The sequence below is a fragment of the Pseudobutyrivibrio sp. YE44 genome (assembly GCF_900104335.1).
Lineage (GTDB): Bacteria > Bacillota > Clostridia > Lachnospirales > Lachnospiraceae > Pseudobutyrivibrio.
The window spans coordinates 575,213-593,803 of sequence record NZ_FMXT01000001.1 but is presented as its reverse complement, the minus strand read 5'-3'; the positions used below and the strand labels follow the sequence as shown (position 1 = coordinate 593,803).

Sequence of the window (18,591 nt, the reverse complement as noted above, 5' to 3'; positions counted from 1 at the left end):
TATGGAAATATTTGATCTTAGACCTGGCACACCTATAGAGTTTACAATTGCCAGCATGAATTCTGATGTTGAAAACAACATAGAGGAAGATCGAAGTGTGTATATCTCTAGTGTTTTTGGCGTTACTAAAAAAGAAGAAATAATATTACATATTCCAACCAGAAAGGGACATATAGTTACGATTCCTATGAATGTTCCTTTTAATGCAATCTTTAATACAAAAGGAGGAATGTTCCAACTTACTGGTGAAATTACTAAAAGAGGAAAGCTTGAAAACTTTCCTGTATACGTTTTTGAACCTTCAACCTCACTAATGAAGGTTCAAAGAAGAGATTACTATAGGTTCCAATGTTTGGTACCTGTTAAAATTCTTCCAATACCAGAGGATGTTGCAATTTTACCTAATATGTCTTTGGTAGAGGATGATTTGGAAAAATATGGAAACACATATGGTTCACCAGTGTCTGGTAATATTGTTGATATAAGTGGCGGCGGAGCCAAGATTTACGCTAACAAGGATGTTGAAACTGACCGATATATGTATGTAAGCTTTAAACTCGTCAGTCATAACATTAACCAGGTGATTAATGTTGTAGCTCGTAGAGTTAGAAGTGAGTATAGAGAAGAACTAACAGTTTTTGAACACAGAATAGAGTTTTTATTTAAAGAGCCAGAGGACAGAGAAACTATAATAAAGTACATTTTTGACGAAGAGAGACGCTTAAGAAAGAAGGATCAAGGGTAAAGAATGTATAAGATTTTGGTTGTTGATGACTCTGCACTTATGCGAAGGATTATCTGTGATATTATCAACGCAGATAATGATTTTCGTGTAGTTGACGTTAGTGCGGACGGCGAAGATGCATACAACAAAATAAAGAACAATCCATATGACATCGTGGTTCTTGATATGGTCCTTCCTAAGCTTACAGGACTTCAGCTCCTTGAGCGTTTAACCAGTGAAAGGATACCATTCAATATAGTCCTTATTAGTTCTGTTTTGAAAGAAGACGCAGATGAAACTGTGAGGGCTATGGAGCTAGGGGCTCTTGAATTTGTAGTCAAGCCAATTAGATCTGGTTCTGACACGAGAGATGTGTTTGGAAATCAGTTGAAAACCACCCTACATAATGTTACAAAGCTTTCAAGCTTTAAGAACATTAGTAGGCCAGGTGGCTCAAGTGACAATACCAGAGCTATTGAGGAATCTAGAAGATCTACTCAGGCTAGAATGGAGAACGTTAGAAACAAGTTGGCGGAAGCCAGGTCAAACTCAGGTAGTGCGCATACCGAGACACCTGCTTCAAGACCTGCGAGCAGCGTGCAAAGGCCAGCTTCTTCCACGACTTCTACAGGTTCTTCAGCTACAAGAAGTCAAACGACTTCAGCACCTCGACCAAGTGCTCAAAGCACATCGTCTCCTGGTGCATCAGTTTCATGTAATGTTTCTAGCGGCGAACGAAAAACTCCATCTTCCTCTAAACCATCAGGAAGCGGAGTTAGAACCAAGAAGTTTATTGCACTTGCCTGTTCAACAGGCGGGCCTCAGGCTTTACACACCTTTGTTCCAATGTTACCTGCAAATTTGTCGGTACCATTGGTGCTTGTTCAGCATATGCCGGAAGGTTTTACAGCCTCATTGGCCCAGAGATTAGATCAAATTTCTGCTATTCACGTAAAGGAAGCAGAAGATGGAGAGTTCTTTAAACCTGGATGGGTTTATGTAACTCCAGGTGGTAAGCACATGGAAATCTGCGAAGACGGAAGTCATGCAGCTTACTGTCATCTGAATGACAGTCCTCCTGTAAATAGCTTGAAACCTTGTGCGGATGTAATGTATAGATCCCTCAAGAATTCCAGCTTTGATGAGATTATTTGTGTGGTACTTACAGGAATGGGAGCTGATGGTTCAGAAGGAATAAAATACTTGAAGCAATACAAAAAGACTTACGTTATTTCGCAAGAGGCATCTACCTGCGTTGTTTATGGTATGCCTAAAGCGGTGGAACAAGGTGGTCTAGCCAACGAGGTGGCACCACTTAAATCAGTTGCTAATTCAATTGTTAAAAGACTTGGAGGTTAGTAGGTATGGATGTAAGTCAATATTTGGATATCTTTATCGATGAGACAAGTGGTCATATTCAGAGTCTTTCAGACAACATTATGGAGTTGGAGAAAGAGCCTGAGAATAAGGATGTTGTTAATGAAATCTTCCGTGCAGCACACTCTCTAAAGGGTATGGCTGGTACTATGGGCTTCAAGAGAATGCAACGTCTTACTCATGATATGGAAAACGTATTCCAGGAAGTTCGTAATGATAATGTTCATGTTAATTCTGCCCTTATTGATATTCTTTTCAAGTGTTTGGATGCTATTGAGGGGTATCTTGACACTGTAAAAGCTACATCAAATGAAGGTGAAGAAGAAAACGAAGCATTAATTAAGCTTTTAAACGATTATCTTCAGGGCGCAGAAGGTGGCGGTGGTGACGCACCTGCAGAAGGAGGAGAGGCTCCTGCAGCTGATGCAGCACCTGCATCTGAAGAAGGCGGTGGCGAGGCAGCTGCTGATGATTCAGACGGTCCTTTATACAAAAAGATTCCTGTGGATCCAGAACTTTGCGAGAAGCTTAAAGGCGAAAAACAGCTTTATGGCTTCACTGTTCATATCAATAAGGAGTGCTTGTTAAAGGCAGCTAGAGCTTTCCTTGTATTTAAAGCTGTAGAAGACTTTGGTCAGATTATGGCTTTCAATCCAAGTTCAGGTGATATTGAAGATGAGAATTTCGAGTTTGACTTTTCATTTATCCTTTCAACAGAGGCAGAGCTTGCTCCTATTTTAGAGGCAGTTAAGGCTGTTTCTGAAATAGAATCAGTTGAAGCTGATAAGGTAACTCCTGAAATGTATGAAAAGAAGGAAGAGGCACCTGCTCCTGAGCCAGCACCAGAGGCAGCAGCGCCTACACCAGCACCTGCTCCAGCGGCAGCAGCACCTGCTCCAGCACCTGCCCAGGCGCCTGCAGCACCTGCTCCAGCTGCAAAATCATCAGGTGGTAAGACAAATCAGCCTGCTAATAAGCCTGTTACTTCACGTACAATCCGTGTAGATATCGAAAAGCTTGACGCTTTAATGAATCAGGTATCAGAGCTTATTATTGCTAAGAACTCTTTGGCTTCACAGTCAAATAGCTCTGGCGAAATAGATGGACAGACTTTACATGAGAATATTGAATACCTAGAGAGAATTACAACAAACCTTCATGAATCAGTTATGAAGGTACGAATGGTTCCTATCGAATCAGTTGTAGCTAAATTCCCTCGTATGATTCGTGACCTTGACAGAAAGCTCAATAAGCCAATGGAGCTTGTAATGACTGGTGAGGACACCGAGCTTGATAGAACTGTTGTTGATCAGTTAGGTGATCCATTACAGCACTTGCTTAGAAATTCTGCTGACCATGGTATCGAGTCTCCAGAAGACAGAAAAGCTGCTGGCAAGCCAGAAAAGGGAACTATTTTCCTTAACGCTTTCCAAGAGGGTAACAATGTCATCATCGAAGTAGGTGATGATGGTGGCGGTATTAACACTGACAAGGTTAGAGAAAAGGCCATCGAAAGAGGTATTGTAACTCCTGAAGAAGCTGAAAATCTCAGCCAGAAGGAAATCATCGACTTCTTGTTTATGCCATCCTTCTCAATGGCAAAGCAGATTACAGATATTTCAGGTCGAGGCGTTGGTCTTGATGTTGTTAAGAGTAATATTGAAGCCCTTGGTGGTGATGTTACAGTTAAGTCTGTAATGGGTGAAGGTTCTACTTTCACAGTAAGACTTCCACTTACACTTGCTATTATTCAGGCTCTGATGGTAGAAATCAGAGATGAGAAGTATGCAATTGCCCTTGCTTCAATTATGAATATTGAAAATATTCCTGTTTCGGATATCAAGTATGTAGAGTCTAAGGAGGTTATCCACCTTAGAGGTCAGGTTATTCCTCTGATTCATCTTGATAAGATTCTTGATTTTGAACCACAGGAAAATACAGAAGATACAATGACAGTTGTTATTTGTAAGAAGGGTGATACTCTTGGCGGTATCATAGTTGATAATCTTATTGGTCAGCTGGAAATTGTTATTAAGTCACTTGGTAAGCTAGACAACAACAAGCTCATCAGCGGTGCTACAATCCTTGGTGATGGTGAAATCGCTATGATTCTTGATGTGAACGCTGTCATTTAGTAGGAGGTGAGACCATGTCTGATTTAGCTATCTATGATGTTGTTGAAAAAGAAAAAAAGCAATACATTGCAGTTAAAATTGGTGGCGAGCATTATGGTATCGACATTTCCTATATTGATAATATTGTTCGTATGAGCAAGATTACACGTGTACCAAAGGCTCCATCATATTATCGTGGTGTTATCAACCTTCGTGGTGAGGTTGTGCCAGTTATGAGTCTTCGCCGTAGAATGAATCTTGAGGATGATGAATTCACAGGAGCTTCAAGAATTATTATTCTTAAGCTTGAACAGGGCGGACTTATGGGTGTTATTGTTGATGAAGTAAAGGAAGTTCTCTCTCTTTCAGAGGATGATATTGAGGCACCTTCATCTACACTCAAGAGTAAGAATTCATTTATTAATGGCGTCGGAAAGAATGGAGATGAGCTTATTTCTATTTTTGAAATTAGTTCAATTATAGGAGAGAGCGAAGCTTCATAATGGGAGGTACTTAATGCTCACACTTAACGAAGTTAATGAAAAGTATTTTGATGTCCTCAAAGAAATAGGCAATATTGGCGCTGGTAATGCTACAACAGCCATCGCCAATATGCTTGGCCTTCGAATAGATATGAGCGTTCCAGAGGTTGCTTTTTTGCCAGTAGAAGAACTGGGTGGTGCTATTGGCGCAGAAGATGAAATAATCGTTGGAATTATGCTTGGAGTTGAAGAGGATATTGATGGTTCCATGATGTTCTTAATGGATATGCAATCTGCTCATCACATTGTAAATAAGCTTATGATGAGACCAGATGATTATTCGGAACCTTTTGATGAAATGGATTTATCGGCAATCAAGGAAGTTGGAAATATTATTGCAGGTTCTTACCTTTCAGCATTGTCTGGATTGACAAACCTTACAATAGCTCCATCTGTTCCTTTTGTTGCTGTTGATATGGCAGCTGCTATTTTATCAGTACCAGCTGTTCAATTTGGTATCTTTGGTGATAATGCTCTTATGATTAATACAGAGTTTTCTGATGATTTAGGAATTAAGGGTCACTTTATTCTTATGCCAGAGGAAGATTCCTATGCAAAGATTCTAACAGCACTTGGTATACCAGTATAAGGAGAGTGAAAAATGGGGCAGATGATTAAAGTCGGCATGGCTGATCTTAAAATATGTAAAGCTCCTGATGCACTGACGACTATTGGTTTGGGATCATGCATTGGAATTGCCATCTATGACCCATCCACAAAAATCAGTGGATTAGCTCATATTATGCTTCCAGATAGCACTGCTATTAGAAATAATTCTAATATTGCTAAGTTTGCAGATACTGGCATTCAAAAGCTATATGACGATATGATTAAGGCAGGTGCTAATAAGGCTAGAATGGTTGCTAAAATTGCGGGAGGCGCCAAAATGTTTGAAATGCCTGGTGGAGCTGCATCAGGTATCAATGTTGGTGACCGAAACGCTGAGGCAAGCCGTGCTATGTTAAAAAAGCTGGGAGTTAAGCTAGTGGCTGAAGACTGTGGCCTTAACTTTGGTCGTACTGTTGAGCTGTATAGTGAGACAGGGGAGTATTACATCAAGGCGGTTGGCAAACCAGTTAAAATTATTTAGAATAATATCTATGAAAGATGGAGGCACACATGAACACAAAGCCTATACCAATTATTATAACCTTGGCTGCAGCTTTTATTTCTTGTGTTATGTCCATTGTACAGGATGTTGATTTTTCTGTTTTTGTTGGAAGATTAGTTGTTGTAGTCCTAATATTTATGTTTTTAGGGACTGTAATAAAACTTATTTTAGATTATGCTTTCAGAACTTTAGAGCCTGTTTCTATTGATGGTGAACCATCAGAGGAAGATGCTATGGAGGATGAAGAAGGTAATTTGGAAGACGTAGAAGCTTCTCAAGTTGGGGAAAGTGAATCAGGGGAAGGTTAAATATGCGCTGATTCTTTATTGTCTTAAGGGGGCATAAATGAAGGCAAGTGACAGGGAAAAGCTTTGGGATAAGTATAAAGTTAATCCTACGCAAGAGCTTAGAGAACAACTTATTCTTGAATACGCGCCGCTTGTTAAGATTGTTGCTGGCAGACTCTGCATGTATTTAGGAAATACTGTAGAGTATGAAGATTTGTGTAGCTATGGAATTTTTGGTCTTATTGATGCTATCGATAAATTTGATTTAGCTAAGGACGTTAAATTCGAAACCTATGCAAGTCTTAGAATTCGTGGTTCAATTTTGGATCAGATTCGAAAGATGGATTGGATTCCACGTACAATTCGCCAGCGTCAGCGAATGATTGATGATGCAATTAAAGCTGTAGAAGCTCGCACTGGACATAGTGCAAGTGACGAAGATATAGCTGCGGAATTAAATATATCTTCAGATGAGTTTTTAAAGTGGCAATCTCAGCTGAATGTTACAAATGTAGTTTCTCTTAATGAATTTGTAGAAGCGGGAAATGAGCCAGTTATGGAGGCGGAACATAACTCTCATTTTATTCAGCCGGAGGATAATATATCCAAACAAGAGCTTTCTCAAAAGCTAAAGGAAGCGTTGGATTTACTTACTGAAAAAGAAAAGCAGGTAATTCTTTTATATTATTATGAAGATATGACTCTTAAAGAGATTAGTGCTGCATTGGAGGTTTCTGAATCAAGAGTTTCTCAGCTTCACACAAAGGCATTACAGAAAATGCGTAATGTTCTTGGTGAATACATGGGAATACTTACTGATAATTAAGGTTACATTGGTTGTTCATTGATGATATAATGTTATCCGAAAGGGTGATTGAAAAGGGGGAAATGGTATGTCAATCAGTCCAATCAATTTTAATGGAATGATCCAAAACACTAATGAGGTAAGCCATACAAAGGCTACCGAGGATCAAAAACCTATGCTTCAGCAAGATCATCTCACTCATACTGTTGAAAAACAACAGGAACAGCAAGCTAAGCAGGTGAATGATTTATACAAAGCTGACAGAGAGGACGAGCGCTACGATAGAGAAGGAAACGGTAGGGGTTACGAAGGTAATCGCAATCGAAAAAAACAGCAAAAGAAGGAGGAAAATCAAAAGAATCCTGACGGTGCGGTTTTAAAGAAAAATACCCAATCCTTTGATATGAGAATCTAAGAGGGAGACTATAATGAGTATACTTGAAATTGTGCTCCTAATCATTGGGCTTTGCCTGTGCATTGGGAGTTTTTTTGTGTCTGAAAGATTATCTGAAAAAGATAGAGAAAATCTCAGCAAACTTACAAAAGAGCAAATTGAAGAAATAATAAAAGATAAAATGGCTGATGCCAAGGTGGAAACTGAAGATAAGCTTACAGCTACCATTGATGAGGCTATGGAGGAGCTTGATAGGCGTACTGATAAGGAAACAAATGAAAAGATAATGGAGATTTCCCAGTATTCCGATACAGTCCTTGAAGCCGTGGACAAATCACATAAAGAGGTTACTTTTATGTATTCCATGCTTAATGATAAGCATCAGGCTACAGTTGATATGACTAAAAAGCTTGCGGAGCTTCAAGATACCTTAGTGGCTCTTGATGCTTCTGTTACAAGAAAGCTTGATTTATTAAAAGATAAAGAGCTTGAAATAGAAGAAGAGCTTAAACAATTAGATGAGAAAAGAGCACAGGTTTCAGCTGAAAATGAAAAGGTTGTGGAACCAGAGGTTCCTTTTACAGAAGCCTTAGCTCAAAAGTTTTCAGAAGAAAATCATCCTATCAAGGCTAATGACAATATGGAAATCCTTGCACTTGCGGATACAGGGCTTTCAGAAGTTGAAATTGCCAAAAAGCTTGGTAGAGGTTTAGGGGAGGTTAAGTTTGTCCTAGGTTTATATAAGGAGGGATAATGTTATGAGATTAAAGTACTATTTAAGAGGAATTGGAATTGGTATTACTTTTGCTACCTTGCTTCTTACAGTAAGCTTTTACTTTGGAAGAGATTCCTTACTTAAGGATACCATTTCAGATGAAGAAATTATTGAAAGAGCTACAGAGCTTGGTATGACAATGCCTGAGGAAGAGATTAGTTCTCAGGATAAGGGCTCAGATAAAAATGATATTGAGACTACAGAAGAGCCTGATGTTTCCCTTGAGGAGTCTTCTGAAGAGGCATCTACTGAAATTGCAGAGGAAGCTGTTCCTACATCAGGGGAAAATGCTACAGAAACAGCTACAGAATCTTCTGAAGACACATCTGTTACTTACATTCCTTTTTCTGTAAAACCAGGACAGTCTTCTGAAGTAATTTGCAAGAATCTTGAAAAGGCGGGGTTGGTAGACTCTGCTGATAAATTCAATAAATATCTAAACTCTCTAAAGGTAGACAATCTTGTAAAGACAGGCACCTTCTACATTCAATCTGGTGCCAGCTATGACGATATAGTTGCTTTACTTGTAAACAAGAAAGTTAGAACAACTACACCACCTAAGGCACAGGAAGCTGAGCAGGCCCCTGAAAAGCCTAAAACTCCAAAGGCTGGTGAATAAATAATAGTTGATTTTTTAGAATTTTTATGATAAATTCTAAGAGCTGTTTATAATTATACACGCATAAGGACTGACAATGGTTCCTAGCCTATCGTAGGTCGGGTTTTTGTTGGGAAGAATTATGCGGAAGAACAAACCAGGAGGTATTAAAATGAGTGTTATTTCAATGAAGCAGTTACTTGAGGCAGGTGTTCACTTCGGACATCAGACACGTAGATGGAACCCTAAGATGGCTCCTTACATCTACACAGAGCGTAATGGTATCCACATTATCGACCTTCAGAAGTCTGTAGGTATGGTAGACGATGCTTATGACGTTATCTTTGATATCGCACAGCAGGGCGGTACAATTCTTTTCGTTGGTACAAAGAAGCAGGCTCAGGATGCTATCGCATCAGAGGCAGAGCGTTGCGGTATGTACTATGTAAACGAGAGATGGCTCGGTGGTATGCTTACAAACTTTAAGACAGTTCAGACAAGAATTGCACGTCTTAAGGAAATCGAGAAGATGGAAGCAGACGGAGTATTTGAGCAGCTTCCAAAGAAGGAAGTTATTCTTCTTAAGAAGGAGCAGGAGAAGCTTACAAAGGTTCTCGGCGGAATCAAGGAGATGAACAGAATTCCAGACGCTATCTTCATTATTGATCCTAAGAAGGAGCACATCTGTGTTCAAGAAGCACACGCACTCGGTATTCCACTTGTAGGTGTTTGTGATACTAACTGTGATCCAGATGAGCTTGATTATGTAATCCCTGGTAACGATGACGCTATCCGTGCAGTAAAGCTTATCGTTGCAAAGATGGCAGATGCTGTTATCGAGGCAAAGCAGGGTGAAATGAACGAAGTTGCTGAGGATTCAGCAGAAGCAGTAGAGGAGGCATAAGATTATGGCAGCTATTACAGCAGCAATGGTAAAGGACCTTCGCGAGCAGTCTGGCGCAGGTATGATGGATTGTAAGAAGGCACTCGCTGAGTGCGATGGTGATATGGATGCAGCTTTCGAGCTCCTTCGTAAGAATGGTGCAGCTAAGGCTGAAAAGAAGGCATCTCGTATCGCAGCAGAGGGTATCTGCAAGGTAGTTGTAGAAGGCAATACAGCAGTTGTTCTTGAGGTTAACTCAGAGACTGACTTCGTTGCTAAGAACGATAAGTTCCAGACATATGTAGAGCAGGTTGCAAACCAGATTCTTAAGTCTGATGTTAACTCAATCGATGAGTTATTAACTCAGCCATGGGCAGAGGATTCATCAAAGACAGTTAACGATGTTCACGTAGAGATGGTTGCTACAATCGGTGAGAAGCTTTCTCTTAGAAGATTTGAGAAGGTTACATCTGATGGTTTCGTAGTATCTTATACTCACGGTGGCGGACGTATCGGCGTTATCGTTGATATGGACGGTGCTGAAAGCGATGCTGCTAAGGAAGCTGCTACAAATCTTGCTATGCAGATTGCAGCACTTAATCCTAAGTATGTTAGCCGTGATGAAGTATCAGCTGATTACATTGCTCACGAGAAGGAAATCCTTCTTGCTCAGATTATGAACGATCCTAAGGAGTCACAGAAGCCTGAGAAGGTTATCAATGGCATGATCGAAGGTCGTGTATCTAAGGAGCTTAAGGAAATCTGCTTACTTGATCAGGTATACGTTAAGGCTGAGGATGGAAAGCAGACAGTTGCTAAGTACTTAGAGCAGGTTTCTAAGGAGACAGGTTCTAACCTTACAGTAAAGCGTTTTGTTCGTTTTGAGACTGGTGAAGGTCTTGAAAAGAAGAACGAAGACTTTGCAGCTGAAGTTGCAGCTCAGATGAATGCTTAATTAGATTCATATAAAGGGTGTACAACATATATGTTGTGCATCCTTTATTTTTTTACCCTTTATCTTGTAAGTTCATTGTGCTAAAATATTAGAGAAACTTTAAGGGGGAGGATGAGTGCCTTGGATATAGCAAGAGAAGGGCTAGAAAGGCAACGCGCTAAGCGGAAACGCGTAGCCCGAATGAAAAAAATGATTATCTACACTTTAGTTGGATTCATGATACTAACGCTTTGTGTTATGACCTTTTTATGTGTAGAGGTATTATCGCTGCAAAGACAAATTGATGAGTTGTCTTCTCACGTTGCAACCTCACAGGAGGTAGATAATCCTGAACAAATGGTTGAGGATAGCTATTTAGACGACCTTTACAAGGTTGACAATGCTGAGAATGAGGCAAAAGAGGGGGATATTCCAATGGTGTATCTCACCTTCGATGATGGCCCTAGCGACAACACAAACAAAATTCTTGATATCCTTGATGATTACAACGTAAAAGCAACTTTTTTTGTCGTTGGTCAGGATACTTCAAAATATGGTGATGCCTATCGTAGAATAGTGGATGAAGGGCATACTATTGGTATGCATTCTTACAGCCATAAGTATTCGGAAATATATAGCTCAAAGGAATCCTTTGAAGCTGACTATAACAAGATTCATGATTTGATTCTTGAGACCACAGGAGTGGACACTAAATACTACAGATTTCCTGGTGGAAGTAGCAACATCGTGGGAAAATGTAGCATGTCTGTATTTATCAATTCATTAAACGAAAAAGGGACAGTATATTATGACTGGAATGTAGTGTCTGGAGATGCTACTTCTAGGGCGTTTACAGCGGATGAACTTGTTGATAATGTAATGTCCGATGTGGTAAAATACAAGACGTCTGTAGTATTGTTCCATGATGCATCAAATAAGGATGCAACTGTGGAAGCACTGCCTAAATTAATTGAAAAATTAAACGAAGCAGGAGCTATGATTTTACCAATTACGGATGATACAACAGTGATACAGTCAGTAAATGTTGTTCAATAAAATAATGTTATGGAGGAATTGTAATGGGCTTTTTCAAGGATTTTAAAGAGGATTTTAACGATGCTGTAAATGAGCTCGTACCAGGTGGAGAAGAAGCACCTGCTGAGGAGGTTATGGTTAATACTCTTGATGGAGATATTGACGTAGAGTCTGAGCTTACAAAGCTTGATGGTCTTCTTGAACAGGTATCTGCTAAGGTAGATACACCAGCTGCGAATCCGGCTGTACAGCCAGCTGCAAAGGAAGCAGTTGAGCCAGAGAAGAAATCTTTCTTCTCAGATGTAAAGAAAGAAAACAAAATGGAGGCACCAAAGACAATGGATGTTATGGGAAATGCTACTGAGGCAAAGTCAGTTGCTTCAGATGAGAATGCAGTTATCACAGCCGGAATGAAGATTTCTGGTAACGTTGAGTCAGTTGGCTCAATCGAAGTGCAGGGAGAGATTGTTGGTGATGTTACATGTAATGGAAAGCTTGTTGTAGCTGGAAAGGTTAATGGTAATTCATCTTCAGCCGAGTTCTTTGCTGATGCAGCTAAGATTGAAGGTGAGGTTGTTACAACTGGTACAGCAAAGGTTGGTGTTGGTTCTGTAATCATCGGAAACATCACTGCTACATCTGCAGTTATTGCAGGCGCTGTTAAGGGTGACATTGATGTAAATGGTCCTGTTGTTGTTGATACATCTGCTGTCGTAATGGGAAATATTAAGTCTCGTTCAGTTCAGATTAACAATGGTGCTGTTATCGAGGGCTTCTGCTCACAGAGCTACTCTGACGTTGATGTTAACAGCGTATTTGCTATCTAATAAACAAGTAAAGGATTTTAATTAAATGAAAAGAGTTGTATTAAAACTTAGCGGAGAAGCACTTTCTGGGGATAAGGGTTTTGGTTTTGATGAAGCTACATGCGTAATGGTAGCAAAGCAGGTTAAGAAGCTTGTTGATGATGGTATCCAGGTTGGTGTCGTTATCGGTGGCGGAAATTTCTGGAGAGGTCGTTCATCTGAAAAGATTGATAGAACTAAGGCTGACCAGATTGGAATGCTTGCTACAGTTATGAACTGTATTTATGTTTCTGAAATCTTCAGAACAGAAGGCATGAAGACAGCTGTCCTTACTCCATTTGAGTGTGGCAATGTTTCTAAGCTTTACTCTAAGGATAGAGCTAATAAGTACTTTGAAAAGGGTATGGTTGTATTCTTCGCAGGTGGTTTAGGACATCCTTATTTCTCTACAGATACACCTACAGTTCTTAGAGCTGTTGAAATTGAGGCTGATTGCATTCTTCTTGCAAAGTCAATTGACGGTGTATATGATAGCGATCCTGCTAAGAACCCTGATGCTAAGCGCTATGATGAGATTAGCATTCAGGAGGTTATTGATAAGAAGCTTCAGGTTGTTGATATGACAGCATCAATCATTGCTATGGAGCAGAAAATGCCAATGTATGTATTCTCTCTTAACGAAGAGGATTCGATTATTAAGGCTATTTCAGGAAAATTTAATGGTACTGTTGTTACAGTATAAGGAGGAGCAATGGATAATATACTTTCGCTTTACGAAGAGAAAATGACAAAGAGCTACAACAATCTTGAAAGTGAGTTTACAACAATTAGAGCTGGACGTGCTAACCCACATATCTTAGATAAGATTACTGTTGATTATTACGGAGCACCAACTCCACTTCAGCAGGTGGCAAATATTTCAGTTCCAGAGCCAAGACTTATTCAGATTCAGCCATGGGAGGCATCATTAGTTAAGGAAATTGAGAAGGCAATTAATATGTCAGATATTGGAATCAATCCTACAAATGATGGAAAGCTTATTCGTCTTGTTTTCCCAGAGCTTACAGAGGAACGCCGTAAGGAAATCGCAAAAGATGTTAAGAAGCACGGCGAGGATGCTAAGGTTGCAATCAGAAATATCAGAAGAGATGCTATTGATGCTTTAAAGAAGCATTCAAAGGATGAGGGTGTTTCTGAGGATGAAATCAAGGATCTTGAAGATAAGTGCCAGAAGATGACAGACAAGTTTATCGGTGAGGTAGACAAGGCTGTTGAGGCTAAGACAAAAGAGATTATGACTGTTTAACAGTATAACCGTTCAACAGGGCACTTTATGTGCCCTGTTTCATTATTTTGTACTATTAGGAGGCATTATGAACGTACCAGAGCATATTGCGATAATTCTTGACGGAAATGGCCGTTGGGCTAAGTCTAAAGGAATGCCACGTACTTATGGACATACAGTTGGAGCTAAGAATGTTGAAACAATTTGTAGAGCTGCCAATGAAATGGGTGTTAAGTATGTAACCATGTATGCATTCTCTACTGAAAATTGGTCTAGACCGGCAGATGAGGTTAAGGCTTTGATGAAGCTTCTTGGCGAATATGTTAAGACCTGTATGAGAACTGCTAAAAAAGACAATCTTCGAGTTAGATTTATTGGTGATTTAACTAAGCTTGATCCAAAGTTAATATCAGCTATAAACGAGTTAACTGAGTATTCATCACAGTTTACAGGCCTTACACTTACAATTGCTATTAACTATGGAAGTAGAGATGAAATGACTCGAGCTATCAGACAGGTTGCCACTGATGCAAAGGATGGTAAGCTTGAGATAGAAGATATTAATGAAGAGTTGTTTTCATCTTATCTAGATACAAAGGATATACCTGATCCTGACTTTATGATTAGAACTTCTGGAGAACAGAGGCTGTCTAATTATTTATTATGGCAGTTAGCCTACGCTGAGTTTTACTTTACTCCAGTGGCTTGGCCAGAATTTACACCGGATGAATTAAAGAAAGCAATAGAAGAATACGACAAGAGAAACCGTCGTTTTGGTGGAATATAAGAGAGGATTTTAAATGTTTAAGACAAGATTAATTAGTGGAATTGTATTGGTGGCACTAGCGTTGTTTTTTATTTGTACAGGTGGCACGGTATTGTTAAATGTGATGCTGGTTCTTTCTTTGATTGGAATGTTTGAACTGTATCGTATATTTAAGGTGGAAAATACAATTCTTATGGCCTTGGGAGCTGCTGCATGTTGTGCTTATTACATCAATTTGAAGTTCCATTATATTGATGATGTAATGGTTATTATGCTTGCATTTTTAATTGCTCTTTTAGCTGTTTATGTATTTGCATATCCTAAGTACAATGCGCATCAGATAATGGCTGCATTCTTTGGCTTATTTTATGTTGGAGTAATGCTTTCTTTCCTTTATCAAACAAGAATGCTTGAGATGGGACAATTTATTGTATGGCTCATTTTTCTTTGTTCTTGGGGCTGTGATACCTGTGCATACTGTGTAGGTGTTTTGTTTGGTAAACACAAGATGTCGCCTTTATTATCACCTAAGAAATCTATTGAAGGTGCAGTAGGTGGTGTGGTTGGAGCAATGCTTCTTACAGCACTTTACTGTGTGATTATTTCAAAGGTGTTTGCTATTGAAGAGTTTGCAATTTTACCACTAGTATGTATTTCAGGTGTAGGTGCGCTTATCTCGATGGTTGGTGATTTGGCTGCATCTGCAATTAAGAGAAATTTTGATATTAAGGATTATGGAAAGTTGATTCCTGGTCATGGTGGTGTACTTGATAGATTCGACAGTATTATAATCACTGCACCCCTTGTATATTTTTTAGCTTATTATATTTATCTATAGAGGTAGGGACATGGCACAAAAATTATCTATTTTAGGTTCAACTGGTTCAATCGGCACACAGACACTTGATATTGTTTCACAGAATCCTGAGGATTTATCAGTTGTTGCAATGTCATGTGGAAGCAATATTGAGCTTTTTGAAAAACAGATTAGAAAATACAATCCTTCTCTTGTTTCTGTTGGAACAGAAGAACTTGCAAAGGATTTAAAGCTTAGACTTTCAGATTTAAAAATAGAAATCAAGTTTGGCATGGAGGGACTTATTGCTGTTGCAACTTACCCTGATGCTGATACAGTAGTTACTGCTGTGGTAGGTATGATTGGTGTTCAGCCTACAATTGCAGCTATAAATGCAGGTAAGACAATTGCTTTAGCAAATAAAGAAACTCTAGTTACTGCTGGACATATTATTATGCCGTTAGCTAAAGAAAAGGGTGTTTCAATCCTTCCGGTTGATAGCGAACACAGTGCTATTTTTCAGTCGCTAAATGGCGAAAGACATAACAAAATCTCTAAGATTTTACTTACAGCTTCAGGCGGTCCTTTTAGAGGACGTACTTTAGAAGACCTTGAAAAGGTTACCCTTGAAGATGCCCTTAAGCATCCTAACTGGTCTATGGGAGCAAAGATTACAATTGATTCTGCTACCATGATTAATAAAGGTCTTGAGGTTATGGAGGCTAAATGGTTATTTGACGTTAATTTAGCACAGGTTGAAGTTGTTGTTCATCCTCAGAGTATTTTACATTCAGCTGTTGAGTTTATGGATGGAGCTGTTATTGGACAGATGGGTACACCTGATATGCGTCTACCAATTCTTTATGCATTGTTCTATCCTAACAGAAAGACTTTATATGCTGAGCCTCTTGATTTGTTTAAAGTAGGTACTCTTACCTTTGAAAAGCCAGATATGGAGACCTTTTACGGCTTATCTCTTGCATATGATGCTATGGATGCAGGCGGCAATATGCCAACTGTTTTCAATGCAGCAAATGAGAGAGCTGTTGCTAAATTCCTTAAGAACAAAATTAAGTTCTTAGAGATTCCAGAAATTGTTTCTGAAGCTATGATTAACGTAGATTTCATTAACAATCCTACTATTGAGCAGGTGCTTGAGACTGAGCAAATGACTTATGATTTCATAGAGAGCAGGTGGTAGTTATTATAAAGATAATACTTGCTATACTTATATTTAGTTTTATTATTATTTTTCATGAGCTAGGACATTTTCTTTTTGCAAAAAAATGTGATGTTAAGGTTAACGAATTTACTCTTGGCTTAGGACCGACTCTTGTTTCTTGGGGAAAAGGAGAAACAAAGTATTGTATCAAGCTACTTCCATTTGGTGGAAGCTGTGTTATGGAAGGCGAGGATGAAGAGTCTGATAGTGATAGAGCTTTTAGTAGCAAATCACTTTGGCAGCGTTTTCAAATTGTTTTCGGTGGTCCATTATTTAATTTCATTTTGGCTTACATTTTATCTGTGGTTTATATTGCTTCAATAGGTGTTAATGACACTACAATCACAGATGTGATTGTAGGCTATGCTGCAGATGAAGCCGGTATGCAGGCTGGAGATGAGATTATCAGCTTGGGCGGTTATCGAGTACATTTTTATAGTGAAATTAGCCTTTATACATTCCTACATTCTGAAGATGAATCCATTGATGTGGTTTACGAGAGAGATGGGCAGCGACACAAAGCTACCATTATACCTAAATATTCAGAAGAATCTGGTCGTAAGCTTATTGGTATTACAAAGACAAACGAGTTTGTTAAAGTGTCGCCTTTGAGAGTATTAGAATATGCTGCATACGAGATTAAATCCCAGATTTATATGACTATATCAAGTATCAAATTACTTTTTGTAGGTCAGATTTCTGTTAATGATGTTTCAGGACCAGTTGGAGTGGTATCAGCTATATCCACAGTGTATGACGAATCCGTTACCAGTGGCATTTTCTACGTATTTATTAATCTTACTTCAATTGCTATTTTGCTTTCAGCAAACCTTGGAGTTATGAATTTGATTCCATTCCCAGCTTTGGATGGAGGCCGTATTTTCCTTATCATCATTGAGGCAATTCGAGGTAAGAAGATGAAGCCTGAGATTGAAAATGGAATTAATCTTGTTGGCTTTGCATTACTTATGCTTTTAATGATTGTAGTAATGTACAACGATATTTTGAAATTAATATAAAGTATTGGCTTCTCCTTGAGGAGAAGCTGTCAGCTTTAGCTGACTGATGAGGTGTGTATGAATACAAAAGAAGTTAAAATTGGAAATAAAGTAATAGGTGGAGGTAATCCAATTCTTATCCAGTCAATGTGTAATACAAAGACACAGGATGTTGCAGCAACAGTAGCTCAGATTAAAGAACTCGAAAAGGCTGGCTGTGATATTATCCGTGTTGCATGCCCTGACATGGAAGCTGCAAAAGCTATTGCAGAGATTAAGAAGCAGATTAATATTCCTCTTGTTGCAGATATTCATTTTGATTATAGACTAGCAATTGCTGCAATCGAAAATGGAGCAGACAAGATTCGTATCAATCCTGGTAACATCGGAAGCACCGATAGAATCAAGGCTGTTGTTGATGCAGCAAAGGCTAAAAATATTCCTATTCGTGTAGGCGTTAACTCTGGTTCTCTTGAAAAGGAATTGGTGGAGAAATATGGTGGAGTTACAGCAGAAGGCTTGGTTGAGTCTGCTCTTGATAAGGTGAAAATAATCGAAGATTTAGGCTATGATAACCTTGTTATCAGTATAAAGTCTTCTAATGTTATGATGTGTGTTAAGGCACATGAGCTTATTGCTGATAAGACTAATCATCCTCTTCATGTGGGTATTACAGAGGCTGGTACTCTCAGAGCAGGAAATATTAAAAGCGCATGTGGTCTTGCTATGATTCTTTCTCAGGGAATAGGTGATACAATTCGCGTATCACTTACAGGAGCACCTGTCGAAGAGATTAAGACTGCAAAGCTTATTCTTAAGACCTTAGGCCTTAGAACAGGCGGTATCGAGGTAGTATCTTGTCCTACCTGTGGACGTACTCAGATTGATTTGATTGGTCTTGCTAACAAGGTAGAGACTATGGTAGAAGAGTTCTCTGACCTTAATATAAAGGTTGCTGTTATGGGTTGTGTTGTTAACGGTCCTGGGGAAGCAAAAGAAGCTGACCTTGGTGTAGCTGGCGGAATTGGTGAAGGTCTTCTTATCAAGCATGGCGAAATCGTACGCAAAATGCCAGAGACAGAACTTCTCGATGCACTTCGCGAGGAACTCATTAACTGGCCTCGATAACATGGTACCAA

22 protein-coding genes are annotated in these 18,591 nt (G+C 39.2%); all 22 read left to right on the top strand.

Annotation, left to right across the window (positions count from 1 at the left end):
• Position 1: 1 nt before the first annotated feature.
• The 22 genes from BLR54_RS02720 (at position 2) to ispG (ending at position 18,580) form a co-directional block, all read left to right on the top strand.
• Positions 2–745: a flagellar brake protein gene (locus BLR54_RS02720; protein ID WP_090416670.1), complete on the top strand. Its 744-nt coding sequence runs from the start codon at positions 2–4 to the stop codon at positions 743–745.
• A 3-nt stretch (positions 746–748) separates the two neighbouring features.
• Positions 749–2,083: a chemotaxis-specific protein-glutamate methyltransferase CheB gene (gene cheB / locus BLR54_RS02715; protein ID WP_090416669.1), complete on the top strand. Its 1,335-nt coding sequence runs from the start codon at positions 749–751 to the stop codon at positions 2,081–2,083.
• Positions 2,084–2,088: 5 nt separating this feature from the next.
• Positions 2,089–4,236, top strand: a complete 2,148-nt coding sequence (locus BLR54_RS02710; RefSeq protein WP_090416668.1) for a chemotaxis protein CheA — start codon at positions 2,089–2,091, stop codon at positions 4,234–4,236.
• 14 nt (positions 4,237–4,250) lie between these two features.
• A complete protein-coding gene (locus BLR54_RS02705; protein WP_090416667.1) occupies positions 4,251–4,718 on the top strand; it encodes a chemotaxis protein CheW in 468 nt (155 codons plus the stop codon).
• Positions 4,719–4,731: 13 nt separating this feature from the next.
• Complete coding sequence (locus BLR54_RS02700) at positions 4,732–5,346, top strand: chemotaxis protein CheC (protein ID WP_072914342.1); 615 nt, start codon at positions 4,732–4,734, stop codon at positions 5,344–5,346.
• A gap of 12 nt (positions 5,347–5,358) precedes the next feature.
• Positions 5,359–5,847 carry a chemotaxis protein CheD gene (locus tag BLR54_RS02695; RefSeq protein WP_090416666.1) on the top strand — a complete coding sequence of 163 codons (489 nt, stop codon included), beginning with the start codon at positions 5,359–5,361 and terminating at the stop codon, positions 5,845–5,847.
• Between the two features lie 29 nt (positions 5,848–5,876).
• On the top strand, positions 5,877–6,176 hold the full coding sequence (locus BLR54_RS02690) for a hypothetical protein (protein WP_090416665.1): 300 nt from the start codon (positions 5,877–5,879) through the stop codon (positions 6,174–6,176).
• 37 nt (positions 6,177–6,213) lie between these two features.
• On the top strand, positions 6,214–6,981 hold the full coding sequence (locus BLR54_RS02685) for a FliA/WhiG family RNA polymerase sigma factor (protein WP_090416664.1): 768 nt from the start codon (positions 6,214–6,216) through the stop codon (positions 6,979–6,981).
• Positions 6,982–7,048: 67 nt separating this feature from the next.
• The gene (locus BLR54_RS02680) at positions 7,049–7,375 is read left to right on the top strand and encodes a hypothetical protein (protein ID WP_090416663.1); all 327 of its coding nucleotides are present in this window, start codon (positions 7,049–7,051) and stop codon (positions 7,373–7,375) included.
• A 76-nt stretch (positions 7,376–7,451) separates the two neighbouring features.
• Positions 7,452–8,108: a DUF6115 domain-containing protein gene (locus BLR54_RS02675; protein WP_143008390.1), complete on the top strand. Its 657-nt coding sequence runs from the start codon at positions 7,452–7,454 to the stop codon at positions 8,106–8,108.
• 4 nt (positions 8,109–8,112) lie between these two features.
• Positions 8,113–8,748, top strand: a complete 636-nt coding sequence (locus BLR54_RS02670) for an endolytic transglycosylase MltG (RefSeq protein WP_090416661.1) — start codon at positions 8,113–8,115, stop codon at positions 8,746–8,748.
• Positions 8,749–8,899: 151 nt separating this feature from the next.
• Positions 8,900–9,631, top strand: coding sequence for a 30S ribosomal protein S2 (gene rpsB / locus BLR54_RS02665; protein ID WP_090416660.1), 732 nt, complete (start codon positions 8,900–8,902; stop codon positions 9,629–9,631).
• A gap of 4 nt (positions 9,632–9,635) precedes the next feature.
• Complete coding sequence (gene tsf, locus BLR54_RS02660) at positions 9,636–10,565, top strand: translation elongation factor Ts (protein ID WP_090416659.1); 930 nt, start codon at positions 9,636–9,638, stop codon at positions 10,563–10,565.
• Positions 10,566–10,745: 180 nt separating this feature from the next.
• Positions 10,746–11,600, top strand: a complete 855-nt coding sequence (locus BLR54_RS02655) for a polysaccharide deacetylase family protein (RefSeq protein ID WP_242871187.1) — start codon at positions 10,746–10,748, stop codon at positions 11,598–11,600.
• Positions 11,601–11,623: 23 nt separating this feature from the next.
• The gene (locus tag BLR54_RS02650; protein WP_090416657.1) at positions 11,624–12,406 is read left to right on the top strand and encodes a polymer-forming cytoskeletal protein; all 783 of its coding nucleotides are present in this window, start codon (positions 11,624–11,626) and stop codon (positions 12,404–12,406) included.
• A 25-nt stretch (positions 12,407–12,431) separates the two neighbouring features.
• Positions 12,432–13,127, top strand: a complete 696-nt coding sequence (pyrH, locus tag BLR54_RS02645; protein ID WP_090416656.1) for a UMP kinase — start codon at positions 12,432–12,434, stop codon at positions 13,125–13,127.
• 9 nt (positions 13,128–13,136) lie between these two features.
• Entirely contained in the window at positions 13,137–13,691 is a 555-nt protein-coding gene (gene frr / locus BLR54_RS02640) for a ribosome recycling factor (protein ID WP_090416655.1), read from the top strand.
• A gap of 67 nt (positions 13,692–13,758) precedes the next feature.
• Positions 13,759–14,457 carry an isoprenyl transferase gene (locus tag BLR54_RS02635; RefSeq protein WP_090416654.1) on the top strand — a complete coding sequence of 233 codons (699 nt, stop codon included), beginning with the start codon at positions 13,759–13,761 and terminating at the stop codon, positions 14,455–14,457.
• A gap of 13 nt (positions 14,458–14,470) precedes the next feature.
• Entirely contained in the window at positions 14,471–15,274 is an 804-nt protein-coding gene (locus BLR54_RS02630; RefSeq protein WP_090416653.1) for a phosphatidate cytidylyltransferase, read from the top strand.
• A gap of 10 nt (positions 15,275–15,284) precedes the next feature.
• A complete protein-coding gene (locus BLR54_RS02625) occupies positions 15,285–16,433 on the top strand; it encodes a 1-deoxy-D-xylulose-5-phosphate reductoisomerase (protein WP_090416652.1) in 1,149 nt (382 codons plus the stop codon).
• Entirely contained in the window at positions 16,427–17,473 is a 1,047-nt protein-coding gene (locus tag BLR54_RS02620) for a M50 family metallopeptidase (RefSeq protein WP_242871186.1), read from the top strand. The genes BLR54_RS02625 and BLR54_RS02620 overlap by 7 nt, the downstream gene beginning before the upstream one ends.
• Positions 17,474–17,530: 57 nt before the next feature.
• Positions 17,531–18,580 (top strand): flavodoxin-dependent (E)-4-hydroxy-3-methylbut-2-enyl-diphosphate synthase, encoded by a 1,050-nt coding sequence (gene ispG / locus BLR54_RS02615; protein WP_090416651.1) that lies wholly within the window; start codon positions 17,531–17,533, stop codon positions 18,578–18,580.
• The last annotated feature ends 11 nt before the right edge of the window (positions 18,581–18,591 follow it).